This window comes from Anabaena sp. 90 (assembly GCF_000312705.1).
GTDB classification, from domain to species: Bacteria; Cyanobacteriota; Cyanobacteriia; order Cyanobacteriales; family Nostocaceae; genus Dolichospermum; species Dolichospermum lemmermannii.
In genome coordinates this window covers 815084-830953 of the sequence record NC_019427.1, presented here as the reverse complement: position 1 = coordinate 830953, position 15870 = coordinate 815084, and the positions used below count along the sequence as shown (strand labels likewise).

The 15870-nt window shown below is 39.3% G+C and carries 19 protein-coding genes and 1 tRNA gene; 7 read left to right on the top strand and 13 right to left on the bottom strand.

The features are described from left to right. The first annotated feature begins 161 nt into the window (after positions 1-161). A complete protein-coding gene (locus tag ANA_RS03800) occupies positions 162-932 on the top strand; it encodes an RNA methyltransferase (RefSeq protein WP_015078733.1) in 771 nt (256 codons plus the stop codon). A 16-nt stretch (positions 933-948) separates the two neighbouring features. Here the strand turns inward: ANA_RS03800 and ANA_RS03795 are convergent. Further along, positions 949-1021 (bottom strand) — tRNA-Ile (locus ANA_RS03795). Positions 1022-1363: 342 nt separating this feature from the next. Further along, the gene (locus ANA_RS03790; RefSeq protein ID WP_015078732.1) at positions 1364-1600 is read right to left on the bottom strand and encodes a hypothetical protein; all 237 of its coding nucleotides are present in this window, start codon (positions 1598-1600) and stop codon (positions 1364-1366) included. A gap of 192 nt (positions 1601-1792) precedes the next feature. Between ANA_RS03790 and ANA_RS03785 the strand changes: the two genes are divergently transcribed. Together ANA_RS03785 and ANA_RS03780 are read left to right on the top strand one after the other, a co-directional pair. Beyond that, the gene (locus ANA_RS03785) at positions 1793-2044 is read left to right on the top strand and encodes a hypothetical protein (protein ID WP_148279023.1); all 252 of its coding nucleotides are present in this window, start codon (positions 1793-1795) and stop codon (positions 2042-2044) included. 46 nt (positions 2045-2090) lie between these two features. Next, entirely contained in the window at positions 2091-3254 is a 1164-nt protein-coding gene (locus tag ANA_RS03780) for an NAD(P)/FAD-dependent oxidoreductase (RefSeq protein ID WP_015078730.1), read from the top strand. On the opposite strand, the gene ANA_RS03775 is transcribed toward ANA_RS03780, so the two are convergent. The 3 genes from ANA_RS03775 to ANA_RS03765 all read right to left on the bottom strand — a co-directional run bounded on the left by ANA_RS03775 (position 3229) and on the right by ANA_RS03765 (position 6541). Beyond that, positions 3229-3861 carry a hypothetical protein gene (locus ANA_RS03775; protein WP_015078729.1) on the bottom strand — a complete coding sequence of 211 codons (633 nt, stop codon included), beginning with the start codon at positions 3859-3861 and terminating at the stop codon, positions 3229-3231. The two genes, ANA_RS03780 and ANA_RS03775, sit on opposite strands and share 26 nt — an antisense overlap. 93 nt (positions 3862-3954) lie before the next feature. After that, entirely contained in the window at positions 3955-5646 is a 1692-nt protein-coding gene (ilvD, locus tag ANA_RS03770; protein WP_015078728.1) for a dihydroxy-acid dehydratase, read from the bottom strand. 124 nt (positions 5647-5770) lie between these two features. Beyond that, positions 5771-6541, bottom strand: a complete 771-nt coding sequence (locus ANA_RS03765) for a pentapeptide repeat-containing protein (RefSeq protein WP_015078727.1) — start codon at positions 6539-6541, stop codon at positions 5771-5773. Between the two features lie 52 nt (positions 6542-6593). On the opposite strand from ANA_RS03765, the gene ANA_RS24075 reads away from it, so the two are divergent. After that, complete coding sequence (locus ANA_RS24075) at positions 6594-6749, top strand: hypothetical protein (RefSeq protein ID WP_233467043.1); 156 nt, start codon at positions 6594-6596, stop codon at positions 6747-6749. Here the strand turns inward: ANA_RS24075 and ANA_RS03760 are convergent. Beyond that, positions 6724-7044 (bottom strand): DMT family transporter, encoded by a 321-nt coding sequence (locus ANA_RS03760; RefSeq protein WP_015078726.1) that lies wholly within the window; start codon positions 7042-7044, stop codon positions 6724-6726. The two genes, ANA_RS24075 and ANA_RS03760, sit on opposite strands and share 26 nt — an antisense overlap. Before the next feature lie 187 nt (positions 7045-7231). On the opposite strand from ANA_RS03760, the gene ANA_RS03755 reads away from it, so the two are divergent. From ANA_RS03755 to ANA_RS03745, 3 genes are all read left to right on the top strand, one after another. Continuing rightward, positions 7232-7975, top strand: a complete 744-nt coding sequence (locus ANA_RS03755) for a DsbA family protein (protein WP_015078725.1) — start codon at positions 7232-7234, stop codon at positions 7973-7975. A 295-nt stretch (positions 7976-8270) separates the two neighbouring features. Further along, a complete protein-coding gene (locus tag ANA_RS03750) occupies positions 8271-8966 on the top strand; it encodes a CAP domain-containing protein (RefSeq protein ID WP_015078724.1) in 696 nt (231 codons plus the stop codon). A gap of 18 nt (positions 8967-8984) precedes the next feature. Next, on the top strand, positions 8985-9809 hold the full coding sequence (locus ANA_RS03745; RefSeq protein ID WP_015078723.1) for an alpha/beta fold hydrolase: 825 nt from the start codon (positions 8985-8987) through the stop codon (positions 9807-9809). 66 nt (positions 9810-9875) lie between these two features. On the opposite strand, the gene ANA_RS03740 is transcribed toward ANA_RS03745, so the two are convergent. The 7 genes from ANA_RS03740 to ANA_RS03710 form a co-directional block, all read right to left on the bottom strand. Beyond that, positions 9876-10178, bottom strand: a complete 303-nt coding sequence (locus ANA_RS03740; protein ID WP_015078722.1) for a DUF1816 domain-containing protein — start codon at positions 10176-10178, stop codon at positions 9876-9878. Between the two features lie 120 nt (positions 10179-10298). Then, complete coding sequence (rlmB, locus tag ANA_RS03735; protein ID WP_051155230.1) at positions 10299-11219, bottom strand: 23S rRNA (guanosine(2251)-2'-O)-methyltransferase RlmB; 921 nt, start codon at positions 11217-11219, stop codon at positions 10299-10301. 764 nt (positions 11220-11983) lie between these two features. Beyond that, a complete protein-coding gene (locus tag ANA_RS03730) occupies positions 11984-12463 on the bottom strand; it encodes a Mini-ribonuclease 3 (protein WP_015078720.1) in 480 nt (159 codons plus the stop codon). Between the two features lie 516 nt (positions 12464-12979). Beyond that, the gene (locus ANA_RS03725) at positions 12980-13336 is read right to left on the bottom strand and encodes an STAS domain-containing protein (protein WP_041457647.1); all 357 of its coding nucleotides are present in this window, start codon (positions 13334-13336) and stop codon (positions 12980-12982) included. Between the two features lie 158 nt (positions 13337-13494). After that, positions 13495-14652 carry a glutamine-hydrolyzing carbamoyl-phosphate synthase small subunit gene (gene carA / locus ANA_RS03720; RefSeq protein WP_015078718.1) on the bottom strand — a complete coding sequence of 386 codons (1158 nt, stop codon included), beginning with the start codon at positions 14650-14652 and terminating at the stop codon, positions 13495-13497. Between the two features lie 96 nt (positions 14653-14748). Next, positions 14749-15147, bottom strand: coding sequence for a hypothetical protein (locus ANA_RS03715; RefSeq protein ID WP_174783315.1), 399 nt, complete (start codon positions 15145-15147; stop codon positions 14749-14751). Continuing rightward, positions 15134-15616 carry a hypothetical protein gene (locus tag ANA_RS03710; RefSeq protein WP_015078716.1) on the bottom strand — a complete coding sequence of 161 codons (483 nt, stop codon included), beginning with the start codon at positions 15614-15616 and terminating at the stop codon, positions 15134-15136. Before ANA_RS03710 ends, ANA_RS03715 begins: the two co-directional genes overlap by 14 nt. Between the last annotated feature and the right edge of the window lie 254 nt (positions 15617-15870).

The window sequence follows — 15870 nt, the reverse complement described above, 5'->3', positions numbered from 1 at the left end:
GACTTGATATTTTTCCAAGTTTTGCCAAGGTTTTTTAACTTTTGAATATTGTGCATAAGTTCTAGTATTTGATATTTTTTTACTTAAACCACTAGTTTTGCATATAGATAATGCCAGAAATGTTGAATTATGATGATTAGAGCCAGTAAAAGTAAATAAGTATGACAGAAAGTTTTAATATACAACCCAGTTGCCATAACGTAATTATCGTATTAGTAGAACCAGCCGGACCATTGAATATAGGTTCAGTGGCCAGAGTTATGAAAAATTTTGGCTTATCTAAATTAATATTAGTCAATCCTCAATGCGATCGCACATCCTCGGATGCTATAAAAATGGCAGTTCGTGGCAAAGACATTTTAGAATCTGCGATCATAGTAGATACATTACCAGCAGCATTACAGGGCTGTGTCCGTGCCATTGCAACCATGGGACGGGACTACAGTGGAGAAATTCCTCTAGAAACCCCTCGCACCGCTTTACCCTGGTTATTAGCAGCAGCAGAAAAGCCTGTAGCTTTAATTTTTGGCAGGGAAGATAGGGGATTAACTAATGAAGAATTAAATTATGCCCACAAATTAGTTTTTATTCCCACTAATCCAGAATATCCATCTTTGAATTTAGCTACTGCGGTTTCTATTTGTTGTTATGAATTGTCACAATCTACAGAATTATTTATAGATGAGAATATACCTGTTTCAGAAATTGCCCCGTTAGATGCGATGGAAGCATACTATCAACAATTGGAATCTTTATTGCTGTCCATTGGTTATCTTTATCCTCATACCGCAGCTAGTCGCATGGAAAAATTCCGCTACCTGTATAATCGTGCTTATCCACAAACTGCGGAAGTGAGAATGTTAAGGGGGATTTTACGACAGATAGAATGGGCAATTAACAGGCAAAAACCTGAAAAACGTGATTTATTATAGTTAGGATTTTGCAAAGTGCGCCCTGCTGGAATCGAACCAGCCTGAAGACGAATTATGAGTTCGTTGCCTCCCCAATCGGCCAAAGGCGCTTATTTACTTGGATTTTAACCCTGTAGTTTTAGTTTAGTCATTGATTTATAACTTCACTTCAACAACAGTACACTATTCTACCATAATTTGGCAACCTGTAAACAATTATCAACAAAACCACTAATTTCACTAAATCTAGTGTTCGGCGAATATTTCTGGTAGTTCTGTTTATTGACACCCCCCGGTCTACAGACACGGGGAGTGTCAAACTAACGCTACTTGAATTCTGGCATAAACTTTTACAGCTTTCCCATTTTTAAACTGTGGATTTTTGACCTTTATGGCATTCAAGGCATTAAATTTTACATTTCTTATTATTTGTTGACACTTGTCGGATGATTTTAATCATTCCATTCACCACGAGGGGGAACGGGTGTGCGTAGGGGTGTACGTGTTAACTCATCATCTCTGGTGAAATCACCGCGTAACCATTGACGGATAGCCACTTCAATCACTTTACTGGGGTCATTAGTGAGATGTTGAATTTGCTCTATTAATTCAGAATCTAGATGCAGAGCGATTTCTGTCTTGTCAGCGCGTTTATTATCTGCACCGTTAGGTTGTTCTTGCATATTCATCGTTTTAAATACTCTGAAATAGTTTAATTGAAAGCGTTGTCAAGCAGTTATGATATTTATAATTTCAGTCTATTTAATTGTAAGCTGCTGAGTCATCAACACTAGGAATTATAAATAGACTTTACACCCTTTCCAGGTAAGCGTAAAGCTCAGTTGCTTAATTCCTAGTATACAAGCAAAACTTCTACGTAGTTGAGTAACTACTCTGAGATAAGTGGATTGGTGTTAAAATGGATTCAGGATAATTATAAACAACAAGGTATAAAATCTTTGGCAATGTCGGCTTTAGGTTGTGGACTTGGTAATTTACAATGGCAAGATGTTGGACCATTGATGTGCAAGTTTTTAAAAGAGTTAGATATTCAAGTTTGTATATACTTACCCACTGATGGAAAAATCGCTGATGAATTTATGACAAAAGAATTCTTGCTTTCATTAAAATGAATAAAACATTTAATAATTCATGTGCAATATACATTTTTACTAAATTATGAAAACTTACGACTGGATTATTATTGGTGCGGGAATTACTGGTGCTGCACTTGCGTATGAATTAACAAAAATTGGATTTTCTGTACTTTTGTTGGAACAATACCAAACACCCCAAAATGCTACCCGTTATAGTTATGGTGGCATTAGTTTTTGGTCAGCAACAACAGCAATTACAAAACAATTATCTACAGAAGGGTTAACCCGTCATCGGATATTATCAGAAGAATTAAATGCAGATACTCAATTTCGGGAATTAAATTTATTAATGACTATTCCTGTAGATATTAATCCCGAAACAATGGCTAAATCTTATCAAGATGTTGTTATTCCTCCGCATTTAATTAGTATTCAAGAAGCTTGTGAATTAGAACCTTTTTTAAACCCCGAAGCTATATCTGGTGCATTAACTGTTAAACATGGTCATGTTCACCCAGAAAAAACTACCCAAGCTTACATTCAAGCAATGGTAGATTTAGGAGGAGAAATCCAATTTGGGGAATTTATAGAATTAATCACTACTCCCATAAAAAAATGTACAGGAGTGAAAACAAATACTAATACTTTTCATAGTGATAATGTTGTGATTTGTGCTGGGGGAATTACTCGTAAACTACTAAAATCAATGGGTATTGCTGCGAAAATATATTTTTCTCATGCAGAAATCATTGAAATACCATCTACAGATATTCAATTACATAGCTTAGTATCACCCGCAAATTTGCAAAGATATGAACTAGAAGCAGAATCTACTCAAATTGATGAATTATGGGATAACCCCAATCATGAAATAGTATCACCAATTTTAGATGCTGGTGTGGTGCAATTTCTGGACGGGAGTTTACGCATAGGTCAAATTAGCCGGGTTTTAACAAATCCGCAAGCGGAAATTAACTCAACAGCAAGTGAACAATGGTTACGAGAAAGTATTACGAACATATTACCAAGTTTAGGAAATTTACCAGGAACATGGCATCATTGTTTAGTGGCATTTACTCAGGATAAATTGCCTTTAATTGGTGCTATTTCTGAACTTTCAGGACTACATATATTTTCCGGTTTTAGTAGTCCTTTTCTCTTTGTACCACCTTTAGCTGTCCGGTTTGCTAATTTTGTATCTGGTCAAAAAGATGAGATAATTAAACAGATGTCTCCTGACCGTTAGAATTAGTCATCATATTTTCTGGATCTGATTTCATGAGTTTAGCAGCTTCTTGTAATAGTGCTTTTTGTTCGTTGTGAATAACTTCTAAACGCTGGGAAATTTCAGCTAACCGTTGCTGTTTACTTTGAATTTTACCAATGCCGAAAATTCCCACTTTAGGAAATGTTATCCAAAGAGATTTTAATAATTTTTGTAGTAATATAAAAGGAATTTTTAAAATTGACCAACTGGCAGTTTCTATGATTCTAACAATTGCTTTAATGATACTCCAAATCACTGCAATTGTAAATAATAAAATTATTCCACCCCTGACAGGGTGATTTATTCCCCATGTGAATATTTCTAATACTTGGAAAAACCAGGGATATTGTGATAAAAAATCATGCACAGATGTATTAATAGTTTTTTGAATTACTCCTGATGTATTATTACTAATTCTCTCGACATTGTGCCAATTATTTTCTAAATAATCTTTAGTATTATCAGTTGTTTTTGTCGCTTGTTGTTGTACAGATTGAGTGAAAGAATCTAAATTGTGATTAATACCATTTTTCAATATTTGCCAACGTTGAGTAACTGTTTCTGATAAGTTTGAATTTAGCTGCATGGTTACTGAGCCTGTCGAAGTATAATCTTAAAATATACTAACTAAATTTCAGATCCCCGAGTTCTCAAAGAAGTTGGGGATCTCATATAATTACTAATTAGCAAATAAGTCCAAATCTGTTACTGCACCCACACTACTGGAAGCTACAAGTTTGGCATATTTCGCAAGTACGCCCTTAGTATATCTGGGTGGAAGTGGTTGCCAATTTGCGCGACGAGTAGCTAATTCTGCTGCTGATACATTCAGTTGCAACAATCGGGCATTGGCATCTATGGTAATGCTATCACCTTCTACTACTAAGGCGATGTTACCACCTACAGCCGCTTCTGGGGCAACGTGACCGACTACCATGCCGTAAGTACCACCGGAGAAGCGTCCGTCGGTAATTAAGCCTACAGAGTCACCTAAACCAGCCCCAATAATAGCGGAGGTGGGGGCTAACATTTCTCTCATACCGGGTCCGCCTTTTGGTCCTTCGTAGCGGATAACTATAACATCCCCAGCTTGGATTTTTTTGGCGAGAATTGCCTCTAAACAGGATTCTTCCGATTCAAATACTCTCGCGGGTCCTGTAATTACAGGCTTTTTGACTCCGGTAATTTTGGCTACTGACCCTTCTATGGCCAGGTTGCCTTTGAGAATGGCTAGGTGTCCTTGGGCATACATGGGGTTATGCCAAGGACGAATTACGTCTTGGTCTGTCCGTGGTTCTGCGGGGATATCTGCTAAGACTTCGGCGACTGTTTGCCCGGAAATGGTGATACAATCACCATGCAGCAAGCCATGGGCTAATAGCATTTTCATGACTTGGGGAATACCGCCGGCTTTGTGTAGGTCGGTGGCTACATATCTACCACTGGGTTTTAAATCACAGATGACGGGAACACGACCGCGAATGGTTTCAAAGTCGTCTAAAATTAGTTCAACACCAGCAGCGCGGGCGATCGCTAAAAAATGTAATACTGCATTGGTAGAACCACCCACAGCCATAATCACGGAAATGGCGTTTTCTATGGATTTGCGGGTGATGATTTGCCGAGGTAATATTTGTTTTCGTATAGCTTCAACGAGGACAACGGCTGATTTTTCGGTGCTGTCGGCTTTTTCTGGATCTTCAGCAGCCATGGTGGAGGAGTAGGGTAAACTCATGCCCATGGCTTCAAAAGCTGAAGACATGGTATTGGCTGTAAACATCCCTCCACATGAACCCGCACCGGGGCAAGCACCGCGTTCAACTGCTAACAGTTCATTTTCGTCAATTTTACCAGCACTGTATTGACCAACGGCTTCAAAGGAACTGACAACGGTTAGATCTTTACCCTCATAGTGTCCGGGTTTGATTGTACCACCGTAAACAAAGATAGCAGGGATATTCATCCGCGCCATGGCTAACATTGCCCCTGGCATATTTTTGTCACAGCCACCAATTGCTAATACACCGTCCATACTTTGCCCAGTACAGACTGTTTCTATGGAATCAGCGATAACTTCCCGTGAAACGAGGGAGTATTTCATCCCTTCTGTTCCCATGGAAATGCCGTCACTAATGGTAATTGTCCCGAAAACTTGGGGCATTGCACCGGCGGTTTTAATCGCGGTTTGCGCCCTTTGTGCCAGTTCGTTTATCCCCATGTTACAAGGGGTAATGGTGCTATAGGCATTGGCTACACCGACAATGGCTTTGTTAAAATCTGCATCTTCAAAACCTACAGCCCTAAGCATGGCGCGATTAGGCGATCTTTGTACCCCTTGTGTGATAGTTTTACTTCTAAGATTTTCTGACATTTATCTTTTTCCCTTCTGTGCCATTATTGCTTCTTAGTTAGTATCCTAAGTTAAGACGAAGCTGCATAGAACAAGATTTTCATAATCATTAACCGCAGATAATGATAGATTAATGAACTGGGTATTAGAAGGGCAAAAATTGTAATAAGACTGAACCTAGACTACCCGCAAAATCCATAAAGCTAGGTTTACCTGTATTCACTGTTTCTGTGTAAGGGGTTTTTAATTCTAAAATAAATGCTTTGGCTGTTTGTGTTCCTTCACTATTCTTTTCTTTTTCAAATAGTTCTATTGCTTTTTGGGCATCTTCTAAAGCGTTTTTTCTATCTAAACTTTGGTAACTAGCGACACCACGGGCTAAATATGCCCCAGCATAGTCTGGTTTAAGTGCGATCGCTTGGCTAAAATAATCAATAGCTGGTTTAAGATTCCCCTTTTCTGCTGCTGCTACACCCCAAGCATAAAAATCTTCTGATTTAGCAATTTGCGAAGGTATTCCTACCGCACCTTGAAAATTTGTACCTGTAATATTCGCACCTTTCAATTCAGCATTCATTAAATAAGTATCTCTTAAATCAGCACCGCTTAAATTTGCACCACCAAGTTTAGCCTCACTTAAATTCACGCCAAATAAACTCGCACCGCTTAAATTCGCACCTCGCAAATCCGCACCAGCCAAATTTGCCCGACTTAAATTCGCACCCGCAAGATTTGCACCGTTTAAATTTGCCCCAGCTAAATCAGCCATTACTAACCCAGCGTTACCAAGAAGACATTTTGGACATTGTTTATTTGCCAATAACTGTCTAATATCTTCATAATTTGCCGCTTGCACTGTACCTGATAAGCTGACTGTGACTAAAAATACAGATGTTAGCAAAATTTTACTGTTCATAATTTATTTTTGTATTAATCTAAGTTTCTGGTTTAGTGTGGTCAGTTATCAGTTGTCAGTAGGGGCGAAGCATTTGGAAGATAAATTATCGGTCATTGCCAAAAATAGTTCTCCAAATGCTTCGCCCGTACAGTTGTCAGTGGTTGTTAGTAATTATTTCCCCCTGCCTCTGCCTCGTCCCTTTACTCAGCCAAATTTAAACCAATAATACCGATAATTATAAAAGACATAGAGATAATTTTTACCAGCGTAAAAGACTCATGAAACCAAATCACGCTAATCGTAGCAATTATCAGAGTACCAAAACCTGCCCAAATAGAATAAACTATACTCACCGGAATTGTCCTGAGAGAAAGAGTTAAAAACGTTAAGCAAAGTCCATAAAATACAAAAATAAAAATTGAGGGGATAATTTTGGTAAATTCTTCTGACAGTTTCATACAAGTTGTACCAGAAACTTCAAAAATAATTGCTGCTATCAGATAAAGCCAACTAATTAGCATAACTGTGATCTCACTCCTGTTTGATTGGGATATTTACTGATAAATTTTGTCCAGAATTAAATTCTATGTAAACTTTAATTTAAAAAATGTATATTAACTAAAGGCATTATTTCAGAAACTTGAAATAATTGCTGTTTTATCCGCTACTTGATAAAATCACATTGCTAGTGCTATACCTTGAAAAAAAATGTTCAAAATTTTGACTCATTTCCGAAATTTAGCAATTGTTAGCTTGATCGGCTTGATATTAACCTGGTCACTTCCTGTCCAAGCTGATACCAAAATCAACCCCCAACTAGAACAACAAGTTTTAGAAATTATCCGCAAAAATCCCGAAATCATTATTAAATCTGTAGAAATATACCAGCAGCAACAGCAAGAGAAACTACAACAATCACGACAAAAATTTATCAATGATTTTCAAACAAATCCTCAATCTGTAATTGGTGATTCTCCCACAATTGGTGCAACCAAATCAAAAACCTTATTGATAGAATTTTCAGATTTTGAATGTCCTTATTGTGCCGAAGCCCATCAAACACTCAAAGATTTATTGGCAAAATATCCAAATAAATTCACCTTAGTTTATAAGCATTTTCCCCTTTATCAAATTCATGATCAAGCATTACCCGCAGCTACAGTAGCTTGGTCCGCATATCAACAAGGTAAGTTTTGGGAATATCATGATGCCTTGTTTACCAACCAAAAACAATTGGGTGAGACTTTATATTTAGACACTGCTAAAAAGCTCAATTTAAACCTCACAAAATTTGGCAATGATCGCAAATTAGCTAATAAATCCATCCAAAAAGACCTATTATTAGCCCAACAATTAGGATTGGGTGGCACACCATCTTTTATTATGACCAGTCCAAATTTTGCTGGACCGGTAAAACTCACAGAAGTGGAAGAAATATTGCAAGGTAAATAATAAAATCTGATGGTTAAGCAATACTTTATACCAATTTTATCGTTGTTGCCAATAAATCTGCACCTTTAGCTAGAGGTGGCACGTATTGGTTAACTGTTCTAATTGCAATAAGTGTAAGGAGTAGTCTTATGAGAAGTGATGAGGATAACTTTTCGCTTCTCAATTCCTATTTTGACAAATCATCAGTTTATTTACAAATAACCCTTTACATTTAATAACCAAAAATATTACAACAGGTAATAGGTAGTTATCCAAAAAGATTACTACTACAGTAAACAAGAAAACGGGGTCATGAATGCGTTACCTGGGATTTTTGATATTATTACCTATTACGCTGGCAACTACTTTTTCTGATCAATTACTAAAACCTCCAGAATCTACCATTCAACTGCTTGCTAATAAAAATAATCAAACTTCATTAGCACAAACAAGTTATCTGTCCACCTTGGAAAAACAAGTAATTGCGGAAACTAACAAAGTCAGAACAAATCCTCAATCATATTTGCCCATTTTAGAAAATTATAAACAGCGGTTTCAGGGAAATCGCGTCAAAATTTCCTATAATACCTATTTAATCACCCAAGAAGGCGTAAAACCGGTTAATGAAGCGATAACTTTTTTAAAATCCGTCCGTCCCGTCAGTGCATTACGTGCCTCCAAAGGAATGTCTTTAGGTGCGCGAGATCATGCTAAAGACCAAGGACCAAAGGGAACAACAGGTCATGATGGTAGTGATGGTAGCAGACCTGACACTCGCATCAATCGTTATGGGAAATGGCAAACTACCGCTGGTGAAAATATCAGTTATGGACCAAATACAGCCCAAGACATTGTCATGCAACTAATAATTGATGATGGTGTACCTTCCCGTGGACATCGGACAAATATTTTTAACCCATCTTTTCGGGTAACTGGTGTAGCTTACGGTTCTCACAAACAATACAGAACTATCTGCGTCATTACCTATGCTGGTGGTTATATCGAAAAATAGAACTTACAATCAGGATTTATGGCTGTACCACTTAACTTCTACATCCAAGGTCAAGGATTTCCCATCCTTGGTTTACATGGTCATCCTGGTTCGGGACGTAGCCTCTCTATCTTTACCAATCATCTATCAAAACGCTACCAAACCATTGCCCCAGATTTGCGTGGATATGGCAAAAGTCGGTTTCAGGGCAAATTTGAGATGCAAGACCATTTAGACGACCTAGAAGCCCTATTAGACCAATTTAAAATAGAAAAATGTTTATTATTGGGATGGTCGCTAGGAGGCATTTTAGCCATGGAACTGGCCATGCGCCTACCGCAACGGGTGACAGGCTTAATTTTAGTAGCCACTGCCGCTAGACCTTGGGGCAATCATCCCCGGATTTCTTGGCAAGACAATATTTATACAGGCATTGCTGGTATATTGAACTATATAAAACCCAGTTGGCAATGGAATATTGATACTTTCGGCAAGCGATCGCTCTTTCGCTACTTAATTCAACAACACACATCCACAGCATACAATTACATAGCTAGGGATGCCCTACCAGCCTACTTACAAACCTCATCAGCAGCTACAAACGCCCTCTACAGTGCCATTAGAGCAGGTTATAATCGCACCCCCGACCTTTGGCAAATCCAATGTCCTAGCCTAGTGCTTGCTGGTGAACAAGACCGTCACATTACCGCTGATGCCAGTTTAGAAACAGCCAGACACATCAAAAACTCTCAATGGCAATGTTACCCCAACACAGCCCACCTCTTTCCTTGGGAAATACCCCAACAGTTATTAGGAGACATTGATAGTTGGTTAGTAACCAACCCCCAAATAATCGAAGTTTAAATTAGCCATAGTTCGTTCCCAGGATTAGCCCAGGAACGATAACAGCCTCTGGAATTGTTGATTAGACTAAATTTGACCGCTAAAGACAGGCTTTACTTTACGGTCAATCCATTCCCCCAAATCTTCAGCAATTGTTAAAACAGTAGGTTTACAGCGTTTGATATTCACTATAATTCCCTGCGCTCCTTCAATTTCCAAATCTTCTATATAGCCATTGCTGGCTTTAGTAGCTTCCACAGAACTGAAAAATGGACCAAAGTAGTATGTACAACTGGGATTTTGTGTGACAATTTCTACCCACCAAGCAAGGCCGAGTCCATTGAATGTATTAATCAACCCCTCTTGGAAGTTATGCCAAATCGTTTTCATGGTTTTCGCCGATTTATAAACGTGTGACTGGATGTGTGAAAATAGGTGAGATTTATTGTCTTTTACATTGTTTATAGTCACTGATTTCGTGGATATTTGTCTACGAAATCAGTAACTGTACTATTGTTTTTTCAAAGCAATTGTCTGTAGTTTATCAAGATACAGTGTATTTTGAGATTTTTGGCGATAAATTTCGTAAAGTGCCATACCAGTCGCCACCGAAGCATTGAGGCTAGGAGTCTTGCCCTGTAAGGGAATGGACACCAAAACATCACAAGAACGTTGTGTCAACATCCCCAGACCTTCGCCTTCACCACCCACGACTAAAACCACAGGTCCGCTAAACTTAACACTTTGTAATGGTTCGCTACCTGTAACCGCAGTTCCATAAATCCAAAAGCCTTCTTCTTTTAACTGTTCTAAAGCGCGACCAAGGTTGACAACTCTAGATACAGGAAAGGTTTCTAATGCCCCTGCTGCGACTTTCATTACCGTAGAAGTAATTCCCGCTGCCCTTCTTTGAGGAATCACCAAACCGTGAGCGCCAATCGCTTCTGCTGTGCGAATAATTGCCCCTAAATTGTGGGGATCAGTAATACCATCAGCAACTACAATTACAGGATCAGTCACAGCTTTAGCGTTGCTAATCAGATCCTCTAGTTCAATATAAGAATAAGGAGCAATTTGAGCCGCTATTCCTTGGTGATTTGCCCGACCAGTAATTTGGTCTAACCGCATTGGTTCAACTTCATCAATAACTGCGCCATTATCTTTGGCTTGCAAAATCAAATGATGAAATCTGGGATCATAACGGAGACGAGTAGTAATCCAAAGACGGTTGATACTGTGTTCATTTTCCAAGGCAGTCAAAACTGGATGACGACCATAGATTAGATCAGTTTCTTCTGTGGGTGTGATTTCTGAGGATTGCTCGGAAAATTGGGAAGAGGGACGATATCTAGCAGTGAAGGATTTACCGCCCGTTGGTAATGCGATTTCTGAAGATTGTTCAGAACCGTAGCGAGATGTGCGGGGTTTCACGGAAAATGACTTACTTTCTCTGTCTACTCTCACTTCTGAAGATTGTTCAGAACCGTAGCGAGATGTGCGGGGTTTCACGGAAAATGACTTACTTTCTCTGTCTACTCTCACTTCTGAAGATTGTTCAGAACCGTAGCGAGATGTGCGGGGTTTCACGGAAAATGACTTACTTTCTCTGTCTACTCTCACTTCTGGGGATTGTTCAGAACCGTAGCGAGAGCGAGGTTTAGCAGAATAGGATTTACCTTCTCTATCTACTCTCACTTCTGGGGATTGTTCAGAACCGTAGCGAGAGCGAGGTTTAGCAGAATAGGATTTACCTTCTCTGTCTACTCTCACTTCTGGGGATTGTTCAGAACCGTAGCGAGAGCGAGGTTTAGCAGAATAGGATTTACCTTCTCTATCTACTCTCACTTCTGGTGATTGTTCAGAACCGTAGCGAGATGTCCGAGGTTTTGCAGAATAGGATTTACCTTCTCTGTCTACTTTCACTTCTGGGGATTGTTCAGAACCGTAGCGAGAGCGAGGTTTTGCAGTAATGGGTTTACCATCACTTTTGCCTTGATTACGGCTAGGTTGAGGGACAACGCGTTTGCCCTTGATTTTCACTGGCTGACCACGTTTTGGTTGTCCGCCAGAATTACTTTTCTTTGGTTGACTTGTCATAACAGTATTGAGGTTTGATTTAAATGAGGGAACAGCCCGATGACATCAATTTAATGAACAATTACAAATCAGTAACAATCGCCAGATGTAGCTTCTCACTATTTCTCTAGGGGAAGTTTTTGTAATAGCTCGGTTAAACGGGGGTAATCAGTAAGATATAAGTAGCCAACTAAGGTTTCTAAACTAGTTGCCTGTTGATAAATTTCGGGATTCAGTCGTTTATGACGACTCGTAGCAGAGTTACGACCTCTGCGAACAATTTCTAATTCGTTACTCCTCAAGTAAGGAGTTAACATTCGCAAATGTAGCGCTTGTGTTTCTGCTCTTACCTGATCCACGACGGAACGATGGTAGTTGTCTAGTCGTTGTTGTGGCCACAGATAAAACATTCTAACATATAATTCATAAATTGCATCCCCCAAGTAGGCTAAAGCTGAAGGAGATATCTGTTTTATTTGGGCTGGGGATATTTGCTGGGGCAGTTGCGTCGCATTTACCAACCACGGGAAAATATCTGATGAATGCTGTGTAGCGGTTTCATCTTCTTCGTGTTCGCCTGTTTCCTCCTTGGACTTCACAGATTAATCATTCCTTAAAAAAGCACTACATCGGGAGACAATTTTTGCCGGCATTATCTAAAACAACTTAAATTATATTTAACTCTCAACTTGACACTCCCCGCTCTAAAGAGACGGGGATTCTTAAGAGATTACGCTCTTAATATCCTTATCACTAAGGTTCCCAGGCTCAACACGTTTGCCCTTTGGGCGTGCTGATATCTCCTCAAGATTTTCTGGGCGTAGACTTTCCCCCAGTCCGGGGGTAGGTTTTTAAATCTTGTACTGATAAGAGCATTCTAGCATTTTTAGCGCAGTATAAATGCTGCAATCAGCTTTCATCCCTTGCCTGAAGTCCGAAAAATGCAACTGCGTTGCTGTTTCTCAAGGGTTTTCAGCATTTTTCTTATAAGGGTTATTCCCTGATATAACAGTATGCACTTAAAAGACTTTCAACTCCATTCCCTACTATATCCAAAAATTAGGCTATCCAGATTTGACATCGGACAGCCTAATTTAGATTTTCCATTTAAGCAATCAAGCCGCAGAGGGGATGTTTTCTAGGGCTGCTTCAACTGTAAGTTGTAAGGAGAGAAATTTTTCTAAACGAACAAGCTTAACCGTTTGGGTTACACGGGCATTACTGACAATTTGGAAACTGCCTTCACCATCTGGTTCAGGTTTAGCCAGTTTGGCTAGTCTTACGAGCGCACCTAAGCCAGAACTGTCCACAAAGTCGATCTGTGAAAGATCCAAAATGATGTTTTTTGGACCGTCCTCAATTTTACTGCCGATTACTTTAATGAATGTTGGCTCAGAGAAAGCGTCTAATAAACCTGTGAGGCGGAATAGCTGACAGCTATCGCGGACTTCGCGTGTACCTCTCAGGCTCACGGTTAGATTCAGTGGTTCAGCTATGATTTTCTCCTCGTTCTTTTTACTAAAAGTAAACGTTCTAGTGTAGATGGTTTTTGAGCAATTTGTCTATGTTGGGGACTGGCAAAAATTTTTACTAATTACCAATATCCATCATGACATTTTTTATCCTCAAGTTAGGCGATTGCGCCTTGACGTGCTGCTTGCATTTTTAGTACAAACTGCTCAAACAAGTAATCAGCATCATGGGGTCCAGGACTGGCTTCTGGGTGATACTGAACAGAAAACACAGGTAGGGTCTTGTGACGAACTCCAGCTACTGTCAGATCATTGAGGTTCAAGTGGCTGACCTCGACTGTAGCAGTTGGTAAGGAGTCTGGATCAAGAGCAAAACTGTGATTTTGGCTGGTAATTTCCACTCTTGTTTGTAAACCAGCAGGTTGATTTAAACCCCGATGTCCAAATTTTAGTTTAAATGTTTCTGCACCGAGAGCATGACCTAAAATTTGGTGTCCCATACAAATGCCAAATATGGGTTTTTGGCTGTCTAGTAAGGCTCTTGTGGTGTTGATACCTTCTGTGACGGCGGCGGGGTCTCCTGGTCCGTTGGAGAGGAAAATACCATCTGGATTGTATTTGAGAATTTCTTCTGGTTGTGTATCGGCAGGAACAACTATGACGCGACATCCATAACTGGCTAGACGACGCAAGATATTCCGCTTGACACCAAAGTCTAGGGCGACGACGGTGAAGGTTTCGCCAATTTTAGCCACTGCTGCGGAATTGAATTCCCAAGGGGCTGTTGTGGCTTCCAGCCATTCGTAAACGGTTGGTGTGGTGACATCTTTGACTAGGTTTAAGCCTGTCATGTTGGGAGCAGCTTGTACCATTTCTAACAATTCTGCTTCGTCGAGAATTGCTGTGGAAATGCCGCCATTCATCGCCCCAAAGGTGCGAATTTTCCGAGTGAGGGCGCGGGTATCTATGCCGTAAATAGCTGGAATTTGGTGCTGTTGGAGGTAGTTGGGGAGGGATTGGGTGGAACGCCAATTGCTGGGTTTATGACAAATATTCCGAGCGATCGCTCCCTTAACATGGGGTTGATTTGATTCTTCGTCTTCGGAATTAATGCCAGTGTTACCTAATTCGGGATAGGTAAAAATGACAATTTGACCACAGTAACTAGGATCGGTTAACACTTCTTGATATCCGGTCATGCCTGTGTTAAATACGATTTCGCCAATGGCAGTTCCTGTCGCTCCGAAAGACCAACCGCGATAAATAGAGCCATCTGCTAGGACAAGTAGAGCAGGTATTGCGTCAGATAGGGGCATAGATTATTTGTAATTAGTAATTGGAGAGAAAAAAGGGTTTTATATCTTCTATAAATTATTTTTTTAGAAGACAGCAAAGGTATATCTTCTCATGGTTTATGAAGGTGGAGAGTCTACATCTACAATATTCATTTCTTCTATAATTGCAAATTGCTCTTTCAATTCCTGATCGCTAGGTCTTTGCCGATATTCTTCGTGTGTATAAATCCATACAGGATAGACAGAGCAAGAAGCTTGATGAACAACATACATAAATCTGCCTTGACGAGAAGCACCTTGAAGTTCCGGCATTAAAAACCGAATTTTTCTAAATTCAAAATCTGGTTTGTAAGCACCTTTAGGAAAATTCTCGCTATCTGATTCATCAAAAAGCGGATCTTTTGCAAGAGTCTCTATATACTTTTGTATCAAAGTCTCAAATGAATCTCTAGCTCTTTTATTTTTTTTGTAGTGAGTTTTAACAAGTTTAACAAGACTAATCTCAAACTTCGGCAATGGCCTTATCGAATATATTTCGCAACCAGGCACTACTATCCTCCGGCTTTACTTCTGGAATCCGTTCGTAATTTAAACGCAATTCCTCTAAAGTATCAGATAAAACAGCCTGATAGCCGGGATCATCTTGCTCAATACAATCAAGAATTGTATCAACCAAGAAATCAATAGCATCAACACAAGCATCAAAAGATTCTCTTTGGGAGGTAAGATTCAAAAAAAGCAAATAAATTTTTGATTTGAGGATATCCAAAAACCCTGTAGCTTCCTGCGTTGGTTCAATGAAAGAGTAGGCAAAATCTGTTAAGTAATCACGTTGTTCAGAAGAAAAATTGTTCCATTCAGTCTTGATCTCTCTTGATGCTTTTTTTAAACGTGAAGTAATTTCATCAAATTTTGCAGCAGAAGCAACCTTGTTGCCTCGAACTTGATAAATTTGACCAAAATCAATTAAAACTGCGCTAGACATGGTTAATACCTCTACTTGTATTTGACACTCTCCGCGTCTTTAGACGCGGAGATTCTATAGAGAGTTTCAGTCTATGTTTTCGGCATTTCCCTTATAATATCTGGTAATGCCAGACAGACAATATATTCATATTGTTGATCGAAAACTCAGAACCTTCCCGTAGTTACTATACAATCCTTTACAAAAAAAATCATATAAATCATATATATGTATATAAAATCACCAAAAATTCTTCATCAAAACTTTAATTTTAA